This window comes from Castellaniella sp. (assembly GCF_034675845.1).
Classification (GTDB): Bacteria; Pseudomonadota; Gammaproteobacteria; order Burkholderiales; family Burkholderiaceae_B; genus Castellaniella.
This window is the reverse complement of the sequence record NZ_JAUCCU010000001.1, coordinates 404,272-422,069: the sequence shown is the minus strand read 5'-3', so window position 1 is coordinate 422,069 and position 17,798 is coordinate 404,272. Positions and strand designations below refer to the sequence as shown.

The window sequence follows — 17,798 nt, the reverse complement described above, 5'->3', positions numbered from 1 at the left end:
GTCCTTGCTTCCATGCTGCCGATCTCCGCCGTTCCCTGTCCCTTGCCTGCCGCTGGTGCGGGCGCTTGCGTGCCTGCACAAGAGCACCCGCGTGCGCCATCGCGCTGGTATGGAGTCGGGCTGTCTGCCGGACTGGGCTTGGTGGCCTGGCAGCTGGGCCAGTGGTTTCCGCTGGTGGGTGGCCCGGTCATGGGGATTTTGCTGGGCATGCTATGGCGTAATGTGCTGGGGGTTTCGCCGGTTTTTGTGCCGGGCATTGGCTACAGCAGCCGCCAGGTGCTTAAGTGGTCCATCATCGGCCTGGGTTTTGGGCTTAGCCTGGGGCAGGTGCTGCACACTGGTGCTTCGTCCCTGTCCGTGACGCTGGTCACGCTGGCGACGGCATTTGCCGCTGCCTGGGGGCTGGGGCGCTGCCTGGGCATGACAGGCCATCTGCGTACGCTGATCGGTGTCGGCACTGCCATCTGCGGCGGTTCGGCCATTGCGGCGGTGGCCCCCATTGTGCGTCCGGACGATCACGATACGGCATTGGCGATCTCCGCAATTTTTCTGTTCAATATCGTGGCGGTATTGGTGTTTCCGTTTCTGGGACACTGGATGGGGCTGAGTGATGCCGGATTCGGCCTGTGGGCGGGCACTGCGATCAACGATACCTCGTCCGTCGTGGCGGCCGGCTACAGCTACAGCACGGCGGCAGGCGACATCGCCACCATCGTCAAACTCACCCGGGCCACCTTGATCATTCCGGTGTGCATCGTGCTGGCCTTATGGACGGCCTGGCGCGCCCGTCATGCCGAGACCCGGGTATCGCTGGCCCAAATCTTCCCTTGGTTCATTTTCTGGTTTCTGGTGGCCTCGGGAGTGCGCACTTTGGGATTGGTGCCGGATGTGCTGATTCAGCCGCTGCAGGTGGCGTCGCAGTTTTTGATCATCATGGCGCTGACTGCCATCGGCCTGTCCTCGGACCTGCGGCGCATGGCCTTGGCGGGATGGCGGCCCTTGCTGTTGGGCCTGGGGGTCTGGGTGGCTGTGGCCGCCAGCAGCCTGGCGATGCAATGGCTGCTGGACAGCCTTTGATCAGAGCATCGAAAACCAGGAGCCAGAGTTCTTGGTGATGGCGACCCCCACGATATACGCGAAAATCGCCACGGCGATCAGGGCGGCAAACAGGCGGCCTTGGGCGGTGCGACCGCGTTTGATGGCCATGGTGCCGACGCCGATATAGGCGATCAGCAGCACGATCTTGGTCAGAATCCAGGGCTGATTGGGGCCGATGATGGCGGCCAGAATCAGCCCGCAGGTCAACAGCACGGTGTCGATGATATGCGGCAGGATGCGCACCAAGCGATGCTGCAGCAAGGCAGATCCGGTGACGGACCAATAGGCCCGGATAATGAACAGCGTGATGCTCAGGACGACCGCCGTCACATGCAGGTGTTTGATGGGGAAGTAGTATGCAGACATGGACGGTATTGTAATTAGATTGGATTAAGTTGCCAGCCGCCATCTTGACCTTGCAGCGCCAGTTCTGTGTCGTGGTGACGCCGCAGGGTGCTGCGGTGGCCTACGCTGACGATCCGCATGTCTGGCAACTGGGTGCGCAACAGGCGGTACATGGCGTCTTCCAGGCCTTCATCCATGGCGGATGTGGCTTCGTCCAGAAACGCTGCGTCCGGGCGTGCAATCAGCAGGCGGCCAAAGGCCAGGCGCTGCTGCTCGCCCAGCGACAGAATCCGGCTCCAGTCGTCTTCTACATCCAACTGATCATGCAGATGGCCTAGCTGTATCTGGTCCAGAATGGCTTCATCCCGATTGCTCGGATCGGCGGCCACCGGCTGGGGATAGTGCAGGGCTTGGCGCAGGGTGCCCATGGGTAGATAAGGTTTTTGTGCCAGAAACAAGGAGGCCGTGTCGGGCCGGATGATTTCACCAGAGCCATAGGGCCAGATGCCGGCGATCATGCGCAGCAGCGTGGTCTTGCCAGCCCCCGAGGGCCCGCGTACCAGGACGGCCTGAGCCGCCGGGACTTCCAGATTCAGGTCTTTCAGCAGGGTATGGCCATCCGGTCGGCAGACGGTGACGTTTTTCAGGGCCAGGCGGCTGCCGTCCTGGTGGGTATGCGGCAGCTGCATTTGCCGGGCAGCATCCACGGCGGCGTCAAAGCCGGTCAGACGGTCCAAGGTCGCGCGGTAGGTGGCAAAGCTGTCATAGACATTACGAAAGAACGACAGATTGGCCTGTAGCTGGCCAAAGGCCTGAGCCGTCTGGATCAGGTCTCCCAGGCTGATTTGCTTGGAGAAAAATCGGCTGGCCTGGATGATGAAGGGAAACACGACGGCGGTCTGGGTGACGACAAAATTGAAGCCCAGGAATTTAAGCGAGCGGTGGATGATGTCCCAGGTGTTGCCGATGACCTGGGCAAACCAGTGTCGCAGGGTGCGACCCTCGACGCGCTCTCCTCGGTAGAATGCAATGCTTTCGGCGTATTCGCGGATGCGCACCAGAGCATAGCGGTAATCGGCGTTCAGTTTTTCATTCAGAAAATTCAGGCGGATCAGTGGTTTGCCGATCTTGATCGCCAGCAATGTCGCCAGAAACACATAAATGAAAACCAGAAACACCATGGCGCGGGGGATTTCGTGATCCAGCACCGTCATGGGGCCCGACAGGTTCCAGAGGATCAGCGTAAAGGCGATGGTGGATACCACGGCGTTGATCAGGCCCACGGCCAGGGTCATGGAGGTATCGGCAAAACTGGTGATATCCTGCTGAATCCGTTGGTCCGGGTTATCAGCCAGATGGCTAAGGGATGCCGACCGATAATAGGCCTGTTGTTCCATCCAGCGGCTTAACAAGCGTTCGTTCAGCCATTCACGCCAGTGCACCACAAAAGCCTGCTGCACGTAGTAATCGAATAGAGACCGCACCACATGCACCGAGGCCAGTCCCGCAAACAGCAGCATGGCAGCCCAGAACCCTGGGGCGTTCAGTTCCTGCAGGGCGCTGTACATGGTGTTGTACCAATTGGAAAACAGCACATCCAGGCGCACGGCGCCCAACGTCAGCAGCAGAATCAGGGCGACCCCTGCCAGGGGTCGCCAATTGCGGCGCGGTGAAAAAAACGCGGCGGTCAGGCGCCAGAATTGATTGCCCCAGCGGGTGAACCGCTGCAGGCACCAGATCGCTGCCGTCCCGGCCAGCAGGGTCAGCACATAGGCCTTGAGCAGCCACAGGCCGCTCTCCAGTAAGGTGTCCTGCCATGCCATTTGTCTCTTTTCCTGTTGATTGCCCGGCTGGAGTCCATGGTGTCGATGGATTTTCGGGCCGTGGTCGGGTTGATGTTGCAGCCGATGGATTTTAGGTTGGATGGGCGCCGGGCGAAAAGGTTTCAATCCTTTTTTTCATGCCCAGACGCTTGGCGAGCTTATGCAGGTTGCTGGCATCCAGGCCCAGGGCCTTGGCGGCCTGGGCCCAGTTGCCGTCGGCGGCGATCAGTGCCTGATGGATGGCCTGTTGCTGGCATGTGTCCACGGTGGTGCGTAGCAAAGGAATATCGGCCAGTCCCAAGGGTTGCCCGGCGGCGGCGGGCAGTCCACCTGCGCCCAAGCTGGCGGCTGACTCTCTCTGGTTTTCGCCAATCGCCGGGACGATGTCCAGATCCAGCAGTTCGGCTTCTATCGTCAGGACCTGATCGCGTGAAGCGCCGCGGCTGAGCATCTTCAGGGCGGCGCGGCTGATGACATGTTCCAGTTCGCGCACATTGCCTGGCCAGGGGTATTGTTGCAGGGCCTGCTCTGCGGCATAGGACAGGCGCACGCCTCGCAGCCCCAGGCGGGCACGGTTGAATTCCAGAAAATGCCCCGCCAGGATCTGGACGTCGCGCCCGCGTTCACGCAAGGGTGGAATCGGGATAGGGTAGACCGATAGACGATGGTACAGGTCTGCCCGAAACAATCCCGCCTGGGTGTTGGCCTTCAGATCGCGATTGGTGGCGGCGATGATGCGTACGTCGGTCTTGATCGTTTGGTCTGTACCCAGTCGCTGAATTTCGCCGTTTTGCAGGACGCGCAGCAGTTTGGCCTGGAGGCTGAGGGGCAGTTCGCCGACTTCGTCCAGAAACAGTGTGCCACCCTGGGCGGCTTCAAAGCGCCCGGGCCGGTCGCTGGTGGCCCCTGAGAAAGCGCCTTTGACGTGGCCGAACAGTTCGCTTTCTGCCAGGGATTCAGGCAGTGCGGCGCAGTTGACCTGAATCATGGTTTGCTGGCTGCGTCGGGAATGGCGGTGCAATCGGCGGGCAAACAGCTCTTTGCCGACGCCGGTTTCTCCCAGCAGCAAGATTGGCAGGTCGGAATCCGCCACCAGGTCCAGTTCGTGCAGCAGTGACTGGATCGCTTCGCTGTGCCCCAGGATTTCACTGGCTTCGCCGATGCGTTCTATGCCTTGTTGTGAACTGCCCAGTTGGCGCAGTTGCCGGGTTTCGCGTTCCAGGTTGCTGACGCGCACGGCCGCCTGCAAGATCAGGCCCAATCGGCGCAGCCTATGACGGGCGGCTTCATCGAAGGTGCCCGTCGTCAGAGCATCCAGGGTCATGATGCCCCAGGGCCGGTCTTGGTGATAGAGCGCCAGGCCCAGGCAATCATGTACCGGCAGGGGCGAGCCTTTCCGGTCGTCCAGCAGGCCGTCATAGGGGTCGGGCAGCACGCTGCCCGGATCGAACCAAGTGGGGTCGCGCTGCGACAGAATTGTGGCGAAACGCGGGTGTTGGCCCACGACGAAGCGCCGCCCCAAGGCCTCGTGGGCCAGCCCGGATGCTGCCACCAGGTGCAATGTATTGTTGTCATCGAGCATGAGCAAGCCGACCGCATCGCAGGAAAACGCTGCGCGGATCGTGGTGGTTGCTCTTTGCAGACGCACGCCATCGGGCAGGTCCGTCGCCAAGTCGTTCAGTAATTCTGTTTCCATGAGGGTGATTTATACCATCGAAGGGTGTTTTTTACCGTAAACCTCAGGGTCAAAATCACCTGTTTTGATTTATATCAGTGTTATCCCTAGGTGCGATAGTTGGCATGGATATTGCTTGATGGATGATGAAGTGCAAATTGGGGGCGTCGCTTGATGCTCGCTGTTGAATCCCACACTGCTGCAAGAAGGAGCGCAGGATGCGTGAGTATAAGAAGTTATGGTGGACACTGATCGGTGTTCTGGTCGTATCGTTTGGCATCCTGGGCTGGATGGGGAAAGAGGTTTATAACCAGGCGCCTCCCATCCCGGATCAGGTCGTGACGGCCAATGGCAAAATCCTGATGACCGGGGAGCAAATCCTCGATGGTCAGGAGGCTTGGCAAACTGCGGGCGGCATGACTGTCGGCTCTATTTTGGGACATGGCGCCTATCAGGCACCCGACTGGACAGCCGACTGGCTGCACCGCGAGCTGACCGCCTGGTTGGACCTGGCTGCACAGGAACGCTTCGGTCTGAATTTTTCTCAGTTGGACGAAGACAATCAGATTGTCCTCGAACGCCAACTGAAGACCGAATATCGCAAGAATACCTATGACCCGGCCAACGGTGTCGCCACGGTGTCAGAGCGCCGGGCCAAGGCCATTGACCAGACTGCGTCGTACTACGACAAGCTCTTTGGCGACGACCCGTCCCTGCGTCCCAGCCGTGTGGCCTTTGCCATGAAGGAAGCGACCTTGCCCAAGGTCGAACAGCGTGAACGTCTGGCCAATTTCTTCTTCTGGACGTCTTGGGCCGCTTCTACGACGCGTCCTGACAGCGTGGCCACCTATACCAATAACTGGCCTCACGAGCCCTTGATTGATAATGTGCCAACGGCTGAAAACATTATCTGGTCGATTGTCAGCGTGATCCTCCTGATTGCGGGGGTGGGCTTGCTGGTGTGGGCCTGGGCCTTTATGCGCAAGGAAGAAGAGGACCCTGAAGCCCCGGCCAAGGACCCGATCTCTCTGCTGAAACTTACCCCTTCGCAGCATGCCTTGGGTAAGTACCTGTTTCTGGTCGTGGCTTTGTTTGTCGCTCAGGTCTTCATCGGGGGCTTTACCGCGCACTACACCGTCGAGGGGCAGACCTTCTACGGCGTCAATGTGTCCGAATGGCTACCGTACTCGCTGGTGCGTACCTGGCACGTCCAAGCCGCATTGTTCTGGATTGCAACCGGATTCCTGGCCGCAGGCCTGTTCCTGGTGCCGATTCTGAACGGTGGCGAAGACCCGAAATTCCAAAAGCTTGGCGTCGACGTCCTGTTCTGGGCGCTGATTATCGTGGTACTGGGTTCGTTTGGCGGTAATTTCTTTGCCATCGCCCACATCATGCCCGAGAGCTGGAATTTCTGGCTGGGTCATCAGGGTTATGAATATGTCGAGCTGGGCCGTATTTGGCAGATCGGCAAATTCCTGGGCATCGTCTTCTGGCTGGTCCTGATGCTGCGCGGTATTGTGCCGGCTTTGCGCCAGAAAGGCGACAAGAACCTGCTGGCCTTGTTCAGTGCCTCGGTGATCTGCATAGGCTTGTTCTATGGCACTGGCTTGTTCTATGGTCCCCGCACGAACATTACCATCATGGAATACTGGCGTTGGTGGGTGGTGCACCTGTGGGTCGAAGGCTTCTTCGAGGTCTTTGCCACTGCCGCACTGGCCTTTATCTTCACCACCATGGGTCTGGTCTCCAAGAAAGGCGCCACCACGGCCAGCCTGGCTGCCGCCGTGCTGTTCATGCTGGGGGGCACGCCGGGCACCATGCACCACCTGTATTTTTCCGGCACGACCACGCCCATCATGGCGATTGGCGCCACATTCAGCGCGCTCGAAGTCGTGCCGCTGGTGGTCTTGGGTTATGAAGCCTGGGAAAACTGGCGCTTGAAGTCGCGCGCGCCCTGGATGGAAAGCCTGCATTGGCCGCTGAAGTTCTTTGTCTGCGTGGCTTTCTGGAACATGTTCGGGGCCGGGGTGTTTGGCTTCATGGTCAACCCGCCTGTCGCGCTGTACTACATCCAAGGGCTGAACACCACGGCCGTGCATGCTCACGCTGCCCTGTTCGGTGTCTACGGTTTCCTGGCGCTGGGCTTCACCTTGTTCGTGTTGCGCTATGTGCGTCCCAACATGAAGTTCAACGATAGCCTGATGAACACCTCTTTCTGGTGCCTGAACATCGGCCTGGTCATGATGATCGTCCTGAGCCTGCTGCCGATTGGCGTGATGCAGTTCTATGCCAGCGTCACCCAGGGTACCTGGTGGGCGCGCGGCGAGACCTTCATGCAGCAAGAGATCATGCAGACCCTGCGCTGGGCGCGTACCTTCGGGGACGTGGTCTTCATCGTCGGTGGCCTGGGTGTCATGTGGCAGGTGGTCACGGCACTGTTCAATGGCAAGGCTGTCCCGGCAGTGGATGGCACGCTGGCCGCTCAGCGTAGCTGAACCTTGTTTTGCAAAGGGGTCCGAAACGGACCCCGCATCAGCCCCTGAATGTATTCAGAGGCATCCCCACCCGCCTCACGAGAGGCGGGTTTTTTATTATTTTCAATTGTGCTGCACGATTTCGAAGCTCAGTCGCCCTTGGTCGTCGCGTCCCACCGAGTAGCCCAGGTGTTCGCGAATGCTGTTGTCTGGGTGAAAGGTCAGCACGACGGGCTTGATCTGTTCCAGTTCGCTGCTTTGCACGTATTCCGCGTTGGCGATGATGACCTCGTCGCCGCGTTGGCAGGTGCGGGCGGCAGCACCATTCAGGATGCAGCAGCGCGAGCCACGTTCACCGTAGATAACGTAGGTGCTGATGCGGGCACCGGAGTTTTTATTCCAGATGTCCACGAACTCCATGGGCAGGATGCCAGCTGCTTCACAGTGATCTGGGTCTAGGGTAATGGAACCGTGGTAATCCAGATCCGCCCCGGTAACGCGGATGCCATGTAGCTTGGCACGAACGATTTTTCGCATGATAAGTTCAGAGTATGGTTGAGAGCAGGCCGTATTCTAGCGCTGCACTTGTCACCCTGGGGCTATGCCCGGCCTGTTGGCGGGTGTACTGTCTGGATAGTTGGCGGCTCAGAGCGCCGGACAGCGCAAGATTTCGCTTTCCAGCCTAAGCCAAAGCTGATGGATGAAATCCGCCCTGTCAGGCGGGTTCAGGCATTGGTCCAAAGAAATGGCGCTGCTGCTGCGGTAGCGGCGGGGGTTATCCAGTGCGGCTTCCAGCCTATTGGCCTGGCGGGTGGCTTGGTCTATATCGCATTGCACCAGGATCAGGGCATGCACCAGCCCGATATGTTGGGTGGGATGATCTTCCTGCGAAGCGGCAGGGTGGTCTTGGGTGGGGGTGATGCGTCGCCACCATTGGGCAGTCCCTGCAATCTTGCGGGCAGGCTGGCCCACGGCCAGGTTGTAGCGACCATCACAAAACGAGCCTTCTACCGCCTGTGCCCTGGCCTCTATCCCAAAAAACAATAGGCTGGCGGCGATTAGCCCGCACAGATGCTGATAAAACGCATCGGCATGATCCAGCGGACGGCCACTGAATGGCTGGGCCAGGCTGAGGTTGATGATCCCCGGGCCTTGGGGCACCACGCCGCCGCCCGATTGGCGTACATGGATGGGCCAGCCCTGGCTGGCAAAGTCCGCTTGGGCAGCGCTAAAGCCAGGCCGGGCAGCATAGGTGCGGGGGACGACCAGCCCCTGGTCCGCCCGCCAAAGGCAGGCGACTGGCCCTGTGCGTGCCTCGTCCAGCAGCTTTTCATCGGCCAGGGGGCCTGCAGCCGGGGATGGCCCCAGGTCCAGCAGGCGGTATTGCTTGGGTGGCATGGTTAAGGTCGATGGCCTTGCTGTGTGGCGGCAAAGGTTTCATCATCCATGAACAGGTAGCGGATCGCGTCGATCAGCCCCAGCACCACGGCCAGCGGCATGAAGATCCAGCACATCAGCAAAAATCCGATACCCCAGCCGATTTGACCCAGAAAGAATCGATGCGCCCCCAGCCATCCCAGGAAAACTGCCAGCACGATGGCAATGCGTCGCTGAGTGGTGGGGCGTCCCAGGGATTCGCGATGCGAGCTGAGGATCCACAAGCTGATTGGTACGGTCAGCATCACAGCCAGCAGGACTTTGCCCGAATGAAACTGCAGGTAGGCGACCGTCAACGCATAGAGTTCGTCGACATTGCGGACCAGCACGCCAGTCAGGCTGGAGATCCAGACGAAAACCTGCCCAAAGACTAATTCGCCAAAACTGAGCGCCACCAGTATGACGACGAATACAGCCAGCACCAGGATGATTTTATTGAGCATGGGCGATAGGTAGGCTTGATCCTGCTGAGTGCTCAGGATATCGATATGGAATAGGGGATCTTACTTAAAAAATGGATCACAAGGAATTCAGCCAGCGGTGGTTTGACGGATCGCATGATCCCATTGTGCCAGATGAGCGGCTGCCTGATCTCGGGGCATGGCCGGGTCGAATTGACGCTCGATGCGCCAGAGGGACTCGAGTTCCTGCAAGTTGGCATAAATGCCGACCTGCAGGCCAGCCAGAAAAGCTGCTCCTAGCGCGGTGGTTTCCACCATGGTCGGGCGCAGCACCGGAATGCCCAGCAGATCAGCCTGGAACTGCATCAGCAGATCATTGACACACGCGCCGCCGTCCACGCGCAGGGCCTGCAAGGCGTCGGCGCCAGCGGCCTGGGCATCGCGGCTCATGGCCTGCAACAAGGCTGCGCTTTGGTAGGCAATGCTTTCCAGGGCTGCGCGGGCAATATGCGCCATGGTGGTGCCACGGGTCAGTCCGGTGATGGTGCCGCGGGCATTGGGGTCCCACCAGGGGGCTCCCAGCCCGGTGAACGCCGGCACGAACATCACCCCGTCCGAATCCGGCACACTGCGGGCCATTTCCTCGATGTCGCTACTGCGCGTGAAGGCGTGCAGGCCGTCGCGCAGCCACTGCACCACGGCACCGCCGACAAACACGCTGCCTTCCAGGGCATAGGCGGGCTGGGCATCCGTCTGAGCGGCGCTGGTGGTGACCAGGCCGTTTTCCGAGACCTGGAAATGTTCGCCGGTATGCATCAGCATGAAGCAGCCTGTGCCATAGGTGTTTTTCGCCATTCCTGGGCGAAAGCAGGCCTGTCCGAAGAGTGCGCTTTGCTGGTCGCCCGCCACGCCGCAGATGGGCACGGCATGATCCAGGATGGCGGATGCGGTATGTCCGAAGTCTGCCGACGAGGGCAGTATCTGGGGCATCATGGCGGCTGGAATACCCAGTTCCCCCAGCAGTTCCGGATCCCAGCGATTGCTGTGCACATCCATCAACATGGTACGGGCAGCATTGCTGACGTCCGTCAGATGCCGCTGGCCGCCGGTCAGTTGCCAGATCAACCAGCTGTCGATGGTGCCGAACAGCAGCTCGCCTGCCTCGGCTCGACGGCGGGCGCCGGATACGTGGTCCAGTATCCATTTCAGCTTGGTGGCTGAAAAATACGCATCCACGCGCAGCCCGGTGCGCTGCAAAATCGTGTCTTCCAATCCCCGCGTGCGCAGTTCGACGCAGGTAGGCTCGGCGCGGCGGTCTTGCCAGACGATGGCGGGATGGATGGGTTGGCCGGTGTGGCGATCCCAGACCACCGTGGTTTCACGCTGGTTGGTGATGCCGATGGCACTGATGTCGCGCGCCGACACGCGGGCGCGGTTCAGGGCCTCGTGCAGGGTATCGCGCTGAGTGGCCCAGATCTCCAGCGGATCGTGCTCTACCCAGCCTGGCTGGGGATAGTGTTGGGTGAGTTCTCGTTGTGCCAGACCCACGATGCGGCCCAGCCGGTCAAAGACAATGCTGCGGGTGCTGGATGTGCCCTGATCCAGGGCGAGCAAATAAGTCATGTCGGGTCCTCGGGGGCTATCACGCAGTCAATCCCGGCTGCCTTCAGCATGCCGGGAAACGGATCGGGCGGTCGTGCATCCGTGAACAGGCGGTTGATTTGATTGAGTTCGCCCACCCTGACCATGGCAGGGCGGTGGAATTTGCTGATGTCCGTGGCCATCCAGACCTCGCGCGCCGACTGCATGATGGCCTGTGAGACCTTGACCTCACGATAATCATAATCACGCAGTGTGCCGTCTTCTTCGATGCCTGAAATCCCCATGATGGCAATGTCCGCCCTGAATTGTCGGATGAACTCGACGGTGGCCTCGCCCACGATGGCCAGATCGCGTGGACGCACATTGCCACCGGCCAGAATGACTTCGCAGCTGGGCTGTTGGCCCAGCATATAGGCCACATTGATGTTGTTGGTAATGATGCGCAGTCCCGTGTGGCCGGTCAAGGCCTGGGCAATGGCTTCGGCGGTCGTGCCGATATTGATCATCAACGAACAATCATTGGGGATTTCTCTGGCGATGGCCTGGGCGATGCGTTGCTTGGCCTGGGCATGCAACTGGGCGCGCTGGCGATAGGCAATATTTTCGGTGGTGGATGCGGGTAGCCGTGCACCGCCGTGAAAGCGAATCACCTGATTGGCTTCGGCCAGGCGTTGCACATCCCGCCGCACAGTCTGTACCGTGACTTGCAGGTGGGTGGCCAGATCGTCCAGGCTGCTGGCACCGGCGATGTGCAAGTGCTTGAGCAGTCGAATTTGTCGAGGGTTCTGATTCATGGAAATAAGCTGGATTCGAACAAGAATCACTGTACAACGAAAATTAAAGAACCAATCCTAGGGTTTACATGGGGATAAAATACGATAGAAACGAACGATAATAGACAAAATCGAAACAAAAGGAGAGGCATTCCATGCTGCTCAAACTCGCCGGGGTAGAGAAAAAAGTCGGGCTTGAAACCTGGCTGCATCCCCTGGATCTGACCTTGCGGGAATCTGCCGTGACGGTGTTGTTGGGTGTCACCCGGGCCGGCAAGACCAGTCTGATGCGTGTCATGGCGGGCTTGGATACCCCGACGGCGGGGCGTGTGCTGGTCGATGGGCATGATGTCACTGGTGTTCCTGTGCGCGATCGCAATATCGCCATGGTGTATCAGCAGTTCATCAACTATCCGTCCATGACGGTTTTTGACAATATTGCGTCGCCGTTGCGTTTGCGGGGACAGAACGATATCCAGTCGCGGGTGGGCGAGATCGCCCGGACCCTGCACATCGAGGAATTCCTGGGGCGTTTGCCGGCCGAACTCTCTGGCGGACAGCAGCAGCGGGTGGCCTTGGCGCGCGCTCTGGCGAAGGATGCGCCGCTGATGCTGCTGGACGAGCCCCTGGTCAATCTGGATTACAAATTACGCGAAGATCTGCGCGAAGAACTCAGCCTGATGTTTGCTCAGGGCCGATCTTCTGTGGTTTACGCAACCACCGAACCCGGCGAGGCCCTGCTGCTGGGTGGCTATACCGCTGTTTTGGACCAAGGGGAACTGCTGCAGTACGGGCCAACCATTGATGTGTTTCGTCGGCCTGTGTCGATGCGGGTTGCCCGGGCCTTCAGCGATCCCCCCATGAACTTTCTATCGGCCCAGGTTGCGCAGGGTGTCTTGCGGTGCCAGGGCATCAATGACATGCGTCTGCCTGATGCGGCAGCCTTGCCTGCTGGGCCGGTTACCGTGGGCCTGCGGGCGGCGGATCTGTCGTTGCGCAGCCAGGGCGAAGACTGCCGCGTCAGCGGCCAGGTTCAGCTGGCCGAGATCTCGGGCTCTGCCACCTATGTGCATGCCGATACGCCGGTGGGCACGCTGATTGCCCAGGTGCCTGGTGTCAGTCATCACCAGTTGGGCGACACCATCACTTTTCATTTTTCCAGCCGACAGGCCTATGTCTTTGGAGCGGATGAGACCTTGTTGCATGCTCCTTACACCCAGGAGGCCAATCGTGGCGCGTATTGATCTGGATTTGGCCCATAGCTACCACAAAGTCGTGAAGTCCGATGCGGACTACGCCCTGCTGCCCCTGAAGATCACCTTTGATGATGGCGGAGCCTATGCCTTGCTGGGTCCTTCAGGCTGCGGCAAGACCACTATGCTGAATATTATCTCCGGGCTGGTGGCAGCCTCGCACGGCAGTGTGCAGTTCGACGGCGTGGATTGCACCCATGCCACCCCCCAGCAGCGCAATATTGCCCAGGTCTTCCAGTTTCCCGTCATCTACGACACGATGACCGTAGGCGAAAATCTGGCCTTTCCGCTGCGTAATCGCCGTGTGCCGGCGGACCAGATTCGCGATCGGGTAGGGCGCATCGCCGAAATGCTGGATCTGTCGGCTGTGCTGGATCAGCGTGCCGCCAATCTGGCCGCCGATGCCAAGCAAAAAATATCCCTGGGGCGTGGTCTGGTGCGCCCGGATGTCTCGGCGGTCTTGTTCGACGAACCGCTGACCGTGATTGATCCGCACCTGAAGTGGGAACTGCGCCGCAAACTCAAGCAAATCCACCACGAACTCGGCCTGACCCTGATTTATGTGACCCATGACCAGGTCGAGGCCATGACCTTTGCCGACCAGGTGCTGGTCATGGCCCGTGGCCGTGTCGTGCAGCAGGGTACGCCAGCCGACCTGTTCGAACGCCCCCGGCATACTTTTGTCGGTCATTTCATCGGCTCGCCCGGCATGAACCTTCTGCCGGTGCGCTTTCAGGCTGATCAGTCGTTGTGGTTTCAGGAACAGTGCATTGCCAGCCAAGGCTTGCCTGCTTTGCCGGATGGCGCCCTGACGCTGGGCATACGCCCGGAATACCTGCGGCTTTCTCCAGAACCAGTGGCGGGGTCCATCCCGGCTACGGTGCGCCGGGTCCAGCAGATAGGTACCAGCCAGCTCGTCAGCCTGCAGGCAGGCTCCCAGGAACTAAAAGCCCATATTGCGCCTGACGCACCCACCCCCCAGGAAAACTCACAGCTGCATCCGGTCTTGCTGGGTATTCATACCTGCTTCTACCAGAACGAGGAACTCATCGCATGAGTACGACCGTCAAACCCGTCAACCAGAAGGCCTGGTGGTTGATTCTGCCCGTCATTCTGTGTGTGTCCTTCTCGGCCATTATTCCTTTGATGACGGTCGTCAATTACTCCGTACAGGACATACTTGGACCCAATCAGGCGGTTTTCGTCGGGACCGAATGGTTCAGCAGTGTCATGCGCGATGAAGACCTGCACGCGGCCTTGCTGCGTCAATTGCTGTTTTCCGGGTCGGTGCTGGCCATTGAAATTCCGCTGGGGGTGATGCTGGCCTTGTCCATGCCGTCCAAGGGCTGGTGGGCCTCGGCCGTGCTGGTGATTATTTCCTTGTCCTTGCTGATTCCCTGGAATGTCGTGGGCACGATCTGGCAGATATTCGGGCGCACCGACATTGGCCTGTTTGGCTGGGTATTGACCGAGATCGGCATCAATTACAGCTATGTGGGCAATCCCGTTCAGGCGTGGCTGACTGTGCTGCTGATGGATGTCTGGCACTGGACCCCCCTGGTGGCTTTGCTGGCCTATGCCGGCTTGCAGTCCATCCCAGAGGCCTACTATCAGGCCGCCAGCATCGATGGCGCCAGCAAGTGGGCCGTGTTTCGGTATATCCAGTTGCCCAAGCTGCGCGGCGTGCTGATGATTGCCGTCCTGCTGCGCTTCATGGACAGCTTCATGATCTACACCGAGCCCTTTGTGCTGACCGGTGGCGGGCCGGGCAGTTCCACGACGTTTCTCAGTCAGTATCTCACCCAGAAAGCGATTGGTCAGTTCGATATGGGGCCGGCCGCTGCCTTTTCGCTGGTGTATTTTCTGATCATTTTGCTGTTCTGTTTCGTTCTGTATAACTGGATGCTGCGCGTAGGCAATGGCGCCCAGGAGGTTCCCCATGACTGATCGTGCTCGTTGGCCGCGCAAGCGCACCTTGTTTCTGATCCTGTATCTGTTTTTTGCCATGTTGCCCATTTACTGGATGGTCACCATGAGTTTCAAGACCAACCAGGGGATCTTGTCCCAGTTCACCCTGTTTCCCCAGGAATTCACGCTGGATAACTATCGTCTGATTCTGACGGACCCTTCTTGGTACATGGGTTATGTGAATAGCCTGATCTATGTTTCCCTGAACATGGTCATGGCGATTGCAGTGGCATTGCCCGCCGCCTATGCCTTTTCGCGCTATTCCTTTCTGGGCGACAAGCATGTGTTCTTTTGGTTGCTGACGAACCGGATGACGCCGCCCGCTGTGTTTCTTCTGCCCTTCTTCCAGCTGTATTCCACCTTGGGGCTGATGGATACTCACTGGGCTGTGGCGATGGCGCACATGCTGTTCAATGTGCCCCTGGCGGTTTGGATACTCGAAGGCTTCATGAGCGGCATTCCGCGCGAGATCGATGAGACTGCCTATATCGATGGATATAGTTTTCCGAGATTCTTCCTGACGATTTTCTTGCCCCTGATCAAGTCAGGGGTGGGGGTGGCGGCATTTTTCTGCTTCATGTTCAGTTGGGTCGAACTCTTACTGGCCCGCACGCTCACCAGTGTCAATGCCAAACCGATTGTGGCCATCATGACGCGCACGGTATCGGCGTCCGGCATGGATTGGGCCACCCTGGCCGCCGCCGGCACCTTGACCATCGTGCCGGGGGCCATCGTCATCTGGTTTGTGCGCCACTACATTGCGAAGGGTTTCGCAATGGGCCGGGTCTAAGGAGCATCACATGTTCGATTGGATGGTTTGGACTTTACCGACGGCGGTGTTCTTTATTTGCGTGGTGCTGTTGCTGACCGGGATGACGGTCTGGGAGCTGCGCTCGCCCACCATATTGCGCAAAGGCTTTTTACCCATGAAGACCACCCGGGGGGATCGCCTGTTTATCGGTTTGCTGATCGCCGCTTACATCAATCTGGGCTTTTTGGGCCTGGGCGAGCAGTTCATGGATTGGTTCAGCCTACAGGAAGAACCATCAGTCTGGATCAGCTTTGTGCTGTCCATGGGTGTCTTGGTCTTCGTCATGCGCAAGGGCTGAATCGCTGGTTCTTGACTGATATGAAGCCGATGTCTGATGCATCGCTGTCCCCCGCAGCGTCATCGTCTAGCAGTACCGGGGTTTATTTCAACAAGAGGAGAGCAACATGAAATTTCGCCACACCGCCATGGCGCTGGCAATCGCCTGCGCTCTGGGCAGTCAGGCAGCCTGGGCCGGCCCGGTCGAGGCAGAAAAGTGGATCAATGCTGAATTTCAGCCGTCCACACTGACCAAAGATCAGCAAAAAACCGAAATGCAGTGGTTTATCGATGCCGCCGCCAAACTCAAGGCGCAAGGCGTCGACGAGATTTCTGTGGTGTCTGAAACCATCACGACGCATGAATATGAGTCCAAGGTTCTGGCCAAGGCTTTTGCCGAAATCACGGGCATCAAGGTCAACCATGATCTGATCCAGGAAGGCGACGTTGTCGAAAAACTGCAGACTTCGATGCTGTCGGGCAAATCCATCTACGACGGCTGGATTTCCGATTCCGATCTGATCGGCATGCACTATCGCTATGGCGATATCCTGTCCCTGACGGAATACATGGATGGGGCGGGTAAGGAATACACCAACCCCAACCTGGATCTGAAAGATTTTATCGGGACTTCGTTCACGACCGCGCCGGACGGCCAGATGTACCAGTTGCCGGACCAACAGTTCGCCAATCTGTACTGGTTCCGTTATGACCTGTTCAATCGTCCCGATCTGCAGGAAAAATTCAAGGCCAAATACGGCTATGAGTTAGGCGTGCCAGTGACCTGGTCGGCCTACGAGGACATTGCCGAGTTCTTTACCAACGACATCAAAACCCTGGATGGCAAGCCGATTTATGGGCACATGGATTATGGCAAGAAAGATCCGTCTTTAGGCTGGCGTTTCACGGATGCCTGGCTGTCGATGGCGGGTTCAGCCGACAAGGGCTCTCCCAATGGCTTGCCCGTTGATGAGTGGGGCATTCGTGTTGCGGACGATAATTGCACGCCGGTAGGCGCTTCGGTCGAACGCGGCGGGGCGACCAATTCGCCAGCCGCCGTCTATGCCTTGACCAAATACATAGACTGGATGAAGAAGTACGCCCCCCCGGTGGCACAGGGGATGACCTTCTCCGAATCCGGACCTGTGCCGGCGCAAGGTGAGATCGCCCAGCAGATTTTCTGGTACACCGCCTTTACCGCCGACATGACCAAGGCTGGCTTGCCGGTCGTCAACGAGGACGGCACCCCGAAATGGCGCATGGCCCCGGCCCCGCATGGCCCCTACTGGAAGGAAGGCATGCAAAATGGCTACCAGGATGTGGGTTCATGGACTTTCTTCAAAAATCACGATGCCAACAAGGTTGCCGCTGCCTGGCTGTATGCCCAGTTCGTAACAGCCAAGACCACGTCCTTGAAGAAATCCATCACGGGTCTGACTTTCATCCGTGACAGTGATATTCACAGTGATTACTTCACGGAAAATGCCAACAAATATGGCGGCTTGATCGAGTTTTACCGTAGCCCTGCCCGAGTGGCCTGGACGCCCACCGGCACCAACGTGCCTGACTATCCGAAGTTGGCTCAGCTTTGGTGGCGCAGCATTTCCGAAGCCATTGCCGGAGAAAAGACTCCGCAACAGGCAATGGACGGCTTGGCCGCCGATATGGAAAAAGTCATGGCTCGCCTGGAGCGCGCAGGCATGAAGCGTTGCGCACCCAAGCTCAATCCCAAGAGCGATCCTTCCAAGTGGCTGAGTGACGAGCATGCCCCCTGGAAGAAGCTGGCGAATGAAAATCCTAAGCCGGAAACGGTTTCATATGATTCCCTGTTGCAGGCCTGGAAGGAAGGCCGCGTCAACTAA

Annotated in this window: 16 protein-coding genes; 8 read left to right on the top strand and 8 right to left on the bottom strand. The window is 58.8% G+C overall.

Annotated elements, in window-relative coordinates; all coding sequences use genetic code 11:
• The first annotated feature begins 12 nt into the window (after positions 1-12).
• Positions 13-1,077, top strand: coding sequence for a YeiH family protein (locus VDP81_RS02070; RefSeq protein ID WP_323011398.1), 1,065 nt, complete (start codon positions 13-15; stop codon positions 1,075-1,077).
• Here the strand turns inward: VDP81_RS02070 and VDP81_RS02065 are convergent, their stop codons facing one another.
• From VDP81_RS02065 to norR, 3 genes are all read right to left on the bottom strand, one after another.
• Complete coding sequence (locus VDP81_RS02065; RefSeq protein WP_322994651.1) at positions 1,078-1,464, bottom strand: SirB2 family protein; 387 nt, start codon at positions 1,462-1,464, stop codon at positions 1,078-1,080.
• 14 nt (positions 1,465-1,478) lie between these two features.
• Complete coding sequence (locus VDP81_RS02060; protein WP_322994652.1) at positions 1,479-3,266, bottom strand: ABC transporter ATP-binding protein/permease; 1,788 nt, start codon at positions 3,264-3,266, stop codon at positions 1,479-1,481.
• A 91-nt stretch (positions 3,267-3,357) separates the two neighbouring features.
• Positions 3,358-4,962 (bottom strand): nitric oxide reductase transcriptional regulator NorR, encoded by a 1,605-nt coding sequence (gene norR / locus VDP81_RS02055; protein WP_323011397.1) that lies wholly within the window; start codon positions 4,960-4,962, stop codon positions 3,358-3,360.
• A gap of 197 nt (positions 4,963-5,159) precedes the next feature.
• Between norR and VDP81_RS02050 the strand changes: the two genes are divergently transcribed.
• On the top strand, positions 5,160-7,436 hold the full coding sequence (locus VDP81_RS02050) for a nitric-oxide reductase large subunit (protein WP_322994654.1): 2,277 nt from the start codon (positions 5,160-5,162) through the stop codon (positions 7,434-7,436).
• Between the two features lie 102 nt (positions 7,437-7,538).
• On the opposite strand, the gene panD is transcribed toward VDP81_RS02050, so the two are convergent.
• The 5 genes from panD to VDP81_RS02025 all read right to left on the bottom strand — a co-directional run bounded on the left by panD (position 7,539) and on the right by VDP81_RS02025 (position 11,649).
• Complete coding sequence (gene panD / locus VDP81_RS02045; RefSeq protein ID WP_322994655.1) at positions 7,539-7,952, bottom strand: aspartate 1-decarboxylase; 414 nt, start codon at positions 7,950-7,952, stop codon at positions 7,539-7,541.
• Positions 7,953-8,060: 108 nt separating this feature from the next.
• Positions 8,061-8,813 (bottom strand): lipoyl protein ligase domain-containing protein, encoded by a 753-nt coding sequence (locus VDP81_RS02040; RefSeq protein WP_323011396.1) that lies wholly within the window; start codon positions 8,811-8,813, stop codon positions 8,061-8,063.
• Positions 8,814-8,815: 2 nt separating this feature from the next.
• Positions 8,816-9,295, bottom strand: coding sequence for a TM2 domain-containing protein (locus VDP81_RS02035; protein ID WP_322994657.1), 480 nt, complete (start codon positions 9,293-9,295; stop codon positions 8,816-8,818).
• Between the two features lie 87 nt (positions 9,296-9,382).
• Complete coding sequence (glpK, locus tag VDP81_RS02030; protein WP_323011395.1) at positions 9,383-10,876, bottom strand: glycerol kinase GlpK; 1,494 nt, start codon at positions 10,874-10,876, stop codon at positions 9,383-9,385.
• Positions 10,873-11,649 (bottom strand): DeoR/GlpR family DNA-binding transcription regulator, encoded by a 777-nt coding sequence (locus VDP81_RS02025; RefSeq protein ID WP_322994659.1) that lies wholly within the window; start codon positions 11,647-11,649, stop codon positions 10,873-10,875. Before VDP81_RS02025 ends, glpK begins: the two co-directional genes overlap by 4 nt.
• A 134-nt stretch (positions 11,650-11,783) precedes the next feature.
• Between VDP81_RS02025 and VDP81_RS02020 the strand changes: the two genes are divergently transcribed.
• From VDP81_RS02020 to VDP81_RS01995, 6 genes are all read left to right on the top strand, one after another.
• A complete protein-coding gene (locus tag VDP81_RS02020; protein ID WP_323011394.1) occupies positions 11,784-12,872 on the top strand; it encodes an ABC transporter ATP-binding protein in 1,089 nt (362 codons plus the stop codon).
• Entirely contained in the window at positions 12,859-13,938 is a 1,080-nt protein-coding gene (locus VDP81_RS02015) for an ABC transporter ATP-binding protein (RefSeq protein ID WP_323011393.1), read from the top strand. The genes VDP81_RS02020 and VDP81_RS02015 overlap by 14 nt, the downstream gene beginning before the upstream one ends.
• On the top strand, positions 13,935-14,828 hold the full coding sequence (locus VDP81_RS02010; protein ID WP_322994662.1) for a sugar ABC transporter permease: 894 nt from the start codon (positions 13,935-13,937) through the stop codon (positions 14,826-14,828). The genes VDP81_RS02015 and VDP81_RS02010 overlap by 4 nt, the downstream gene beginning before the upstream one ends.
• A complete protein-coding gene (locus VDP81_RS02005; protein ID WP_322994663.1) occupies positions 14,821-15,639 on the top strand; it encodes a carbohydrate ABC transporter permease in 819 nt (272 codons plus the stop codon). Before VDP81_RS02010 ends, VDP81_RS02005 begins: the two co-directional genes overlap by 8 nt.
• A gap of 10 nt (positions 15,640-15,649) precedes the next feature.
• On the top strand, positions 15,650-15,958 hold the full coding sequence (locus VDP81_RS02000; protein ID WP_323011392.1) for a DUF2160 domain-containing protein: 309 nt from the start codon (positions 15,650-15,652) through the stop codon (positions 15,956-15,958).
• Positions 15,959-16,064: 106 nt separating this feature from the next.
• Positions 16,065-17,798, top strand: coding sequence for an ABC transporter substrate-binding protein (locus tag VDP81_RS01995; RefSeq protein ID WP_323011391.1), 1,734 nt, complete (start codon positions 16,065-16,067; stop codon positions 17,796-17,798).

What these genes read in the sequence shown, in the direction of transcription:
- VDP81_RS02005 (WP_322994663.1), top strand. Translation starts at nt 14,821, where the DNA reads ATGACTGATCGTGCTCGTTGGCCGCGCAAGCGCACCTTGTTTCTGATC.
- VDP81_RS02020 (WP_323011394.1), top strand. Translation starts at nt 11,784, where the DNA reads ATGCTGCTCAAACTCGCCGGGGTAGAGAAAAAAGTCGGGCTTGAAACC.
- glpK (WP_323011395.1), bottom strand. Translation starts at nt 10,876, where the DNA reads ATGACTTATTTGCTCGCCCTGGATCAGGGCACATCCAGCACCCGCAGC.
- VDP81_RS02070 (WP_323011398.1), top strand. Translation starts at nt 13, where the DNA reads ATGCTGCCGATCTCCGCCGTTCCCTGTCCCTTGCCTGCCGCTGGTGCG.
- norR (WP_323011397.1), bottom strand. Translation starts at nt 4,962, where the DNA reads ATGGAAACAGAATTACTGAACGACTTGGCGACGGACCTGCCCGATGGC.
- VDP81_RS02035 (WP_322994657.1), bottom strand. Translation starts at nt 9,295, where the DNA reads ATGCTCAATAAAATCATCCTGGTGCTGGCTGTATTCGTCGTCATACTG.
- VDP81_RS02060 (WP_322994652.1), bottom strand. Translation starts at nt 3,266, where the DNA reads ATGGCATGGCAGGACACCTTACTGGAGAGCGGCCTGTGGCTGCTCAAG.
- VDP81_RS02040 (WP_323011396.1), bottom strand. Translation starts at nt 8,813, where the DNA reads ATGCCACCCAAGCAATACCGCCTGCTGGACCTGGGGCCATCCCCGGCT.
- VDP81_RS02025 (WP_322994659.1), bottom strand. Translation starts at nt 11,649, where the DNA reads ATGAATCAGAACCCTCGACAAATTCGACTGCTCAAGCACTTGCACATC.
- VDP81_RS01995 (WP_323011391.1), top strand. Translation starts at nt 16,065, where the DNA reads ATGAAATTTCGCCACACCGCCATGGCGCTGGCAATCGCCTGCGCTCTG.
- VDP81_RS02050 (WP_322994654.1), top strand. Translation starts at nt 5,160, where the DNA reads ATGCGTGAGTATAAGAAGTTATGGTGGACACTGATCGGTGTTCTGGTC.
- panD (WP_322994655.1), bottom strand. Translation starts at nt 7,952, where the DNA reads ATGCGAAAAATCGTTCGTGCCAAGCTACATGGCATCCGCGTTACCGGG.
- VDP81_RS02065 (WP_322994651.1), bottom strand. Translation starts at nt 1,464, where the DNA reads ATGTCTGCATACTACTTCCCCATCAAACACCTGCATGTGACGGCGGTC.
- VDP81_RS02010 (WP_322994662.1), top strand. Translation starts at nt 13,935, where the DNA reads ATGAGTACGACCGTCAAACCCGTCAACCAGAAGGCCTGGTGGTTGATT.
- VDP81_RS02000 (WP_323011392.1), top strand. Translation starts at nt 15,650, where the DNA reads ATGTTCGATTGGATGGTTTGGACTTTACCGACGGCGGTGTTCTTTATT.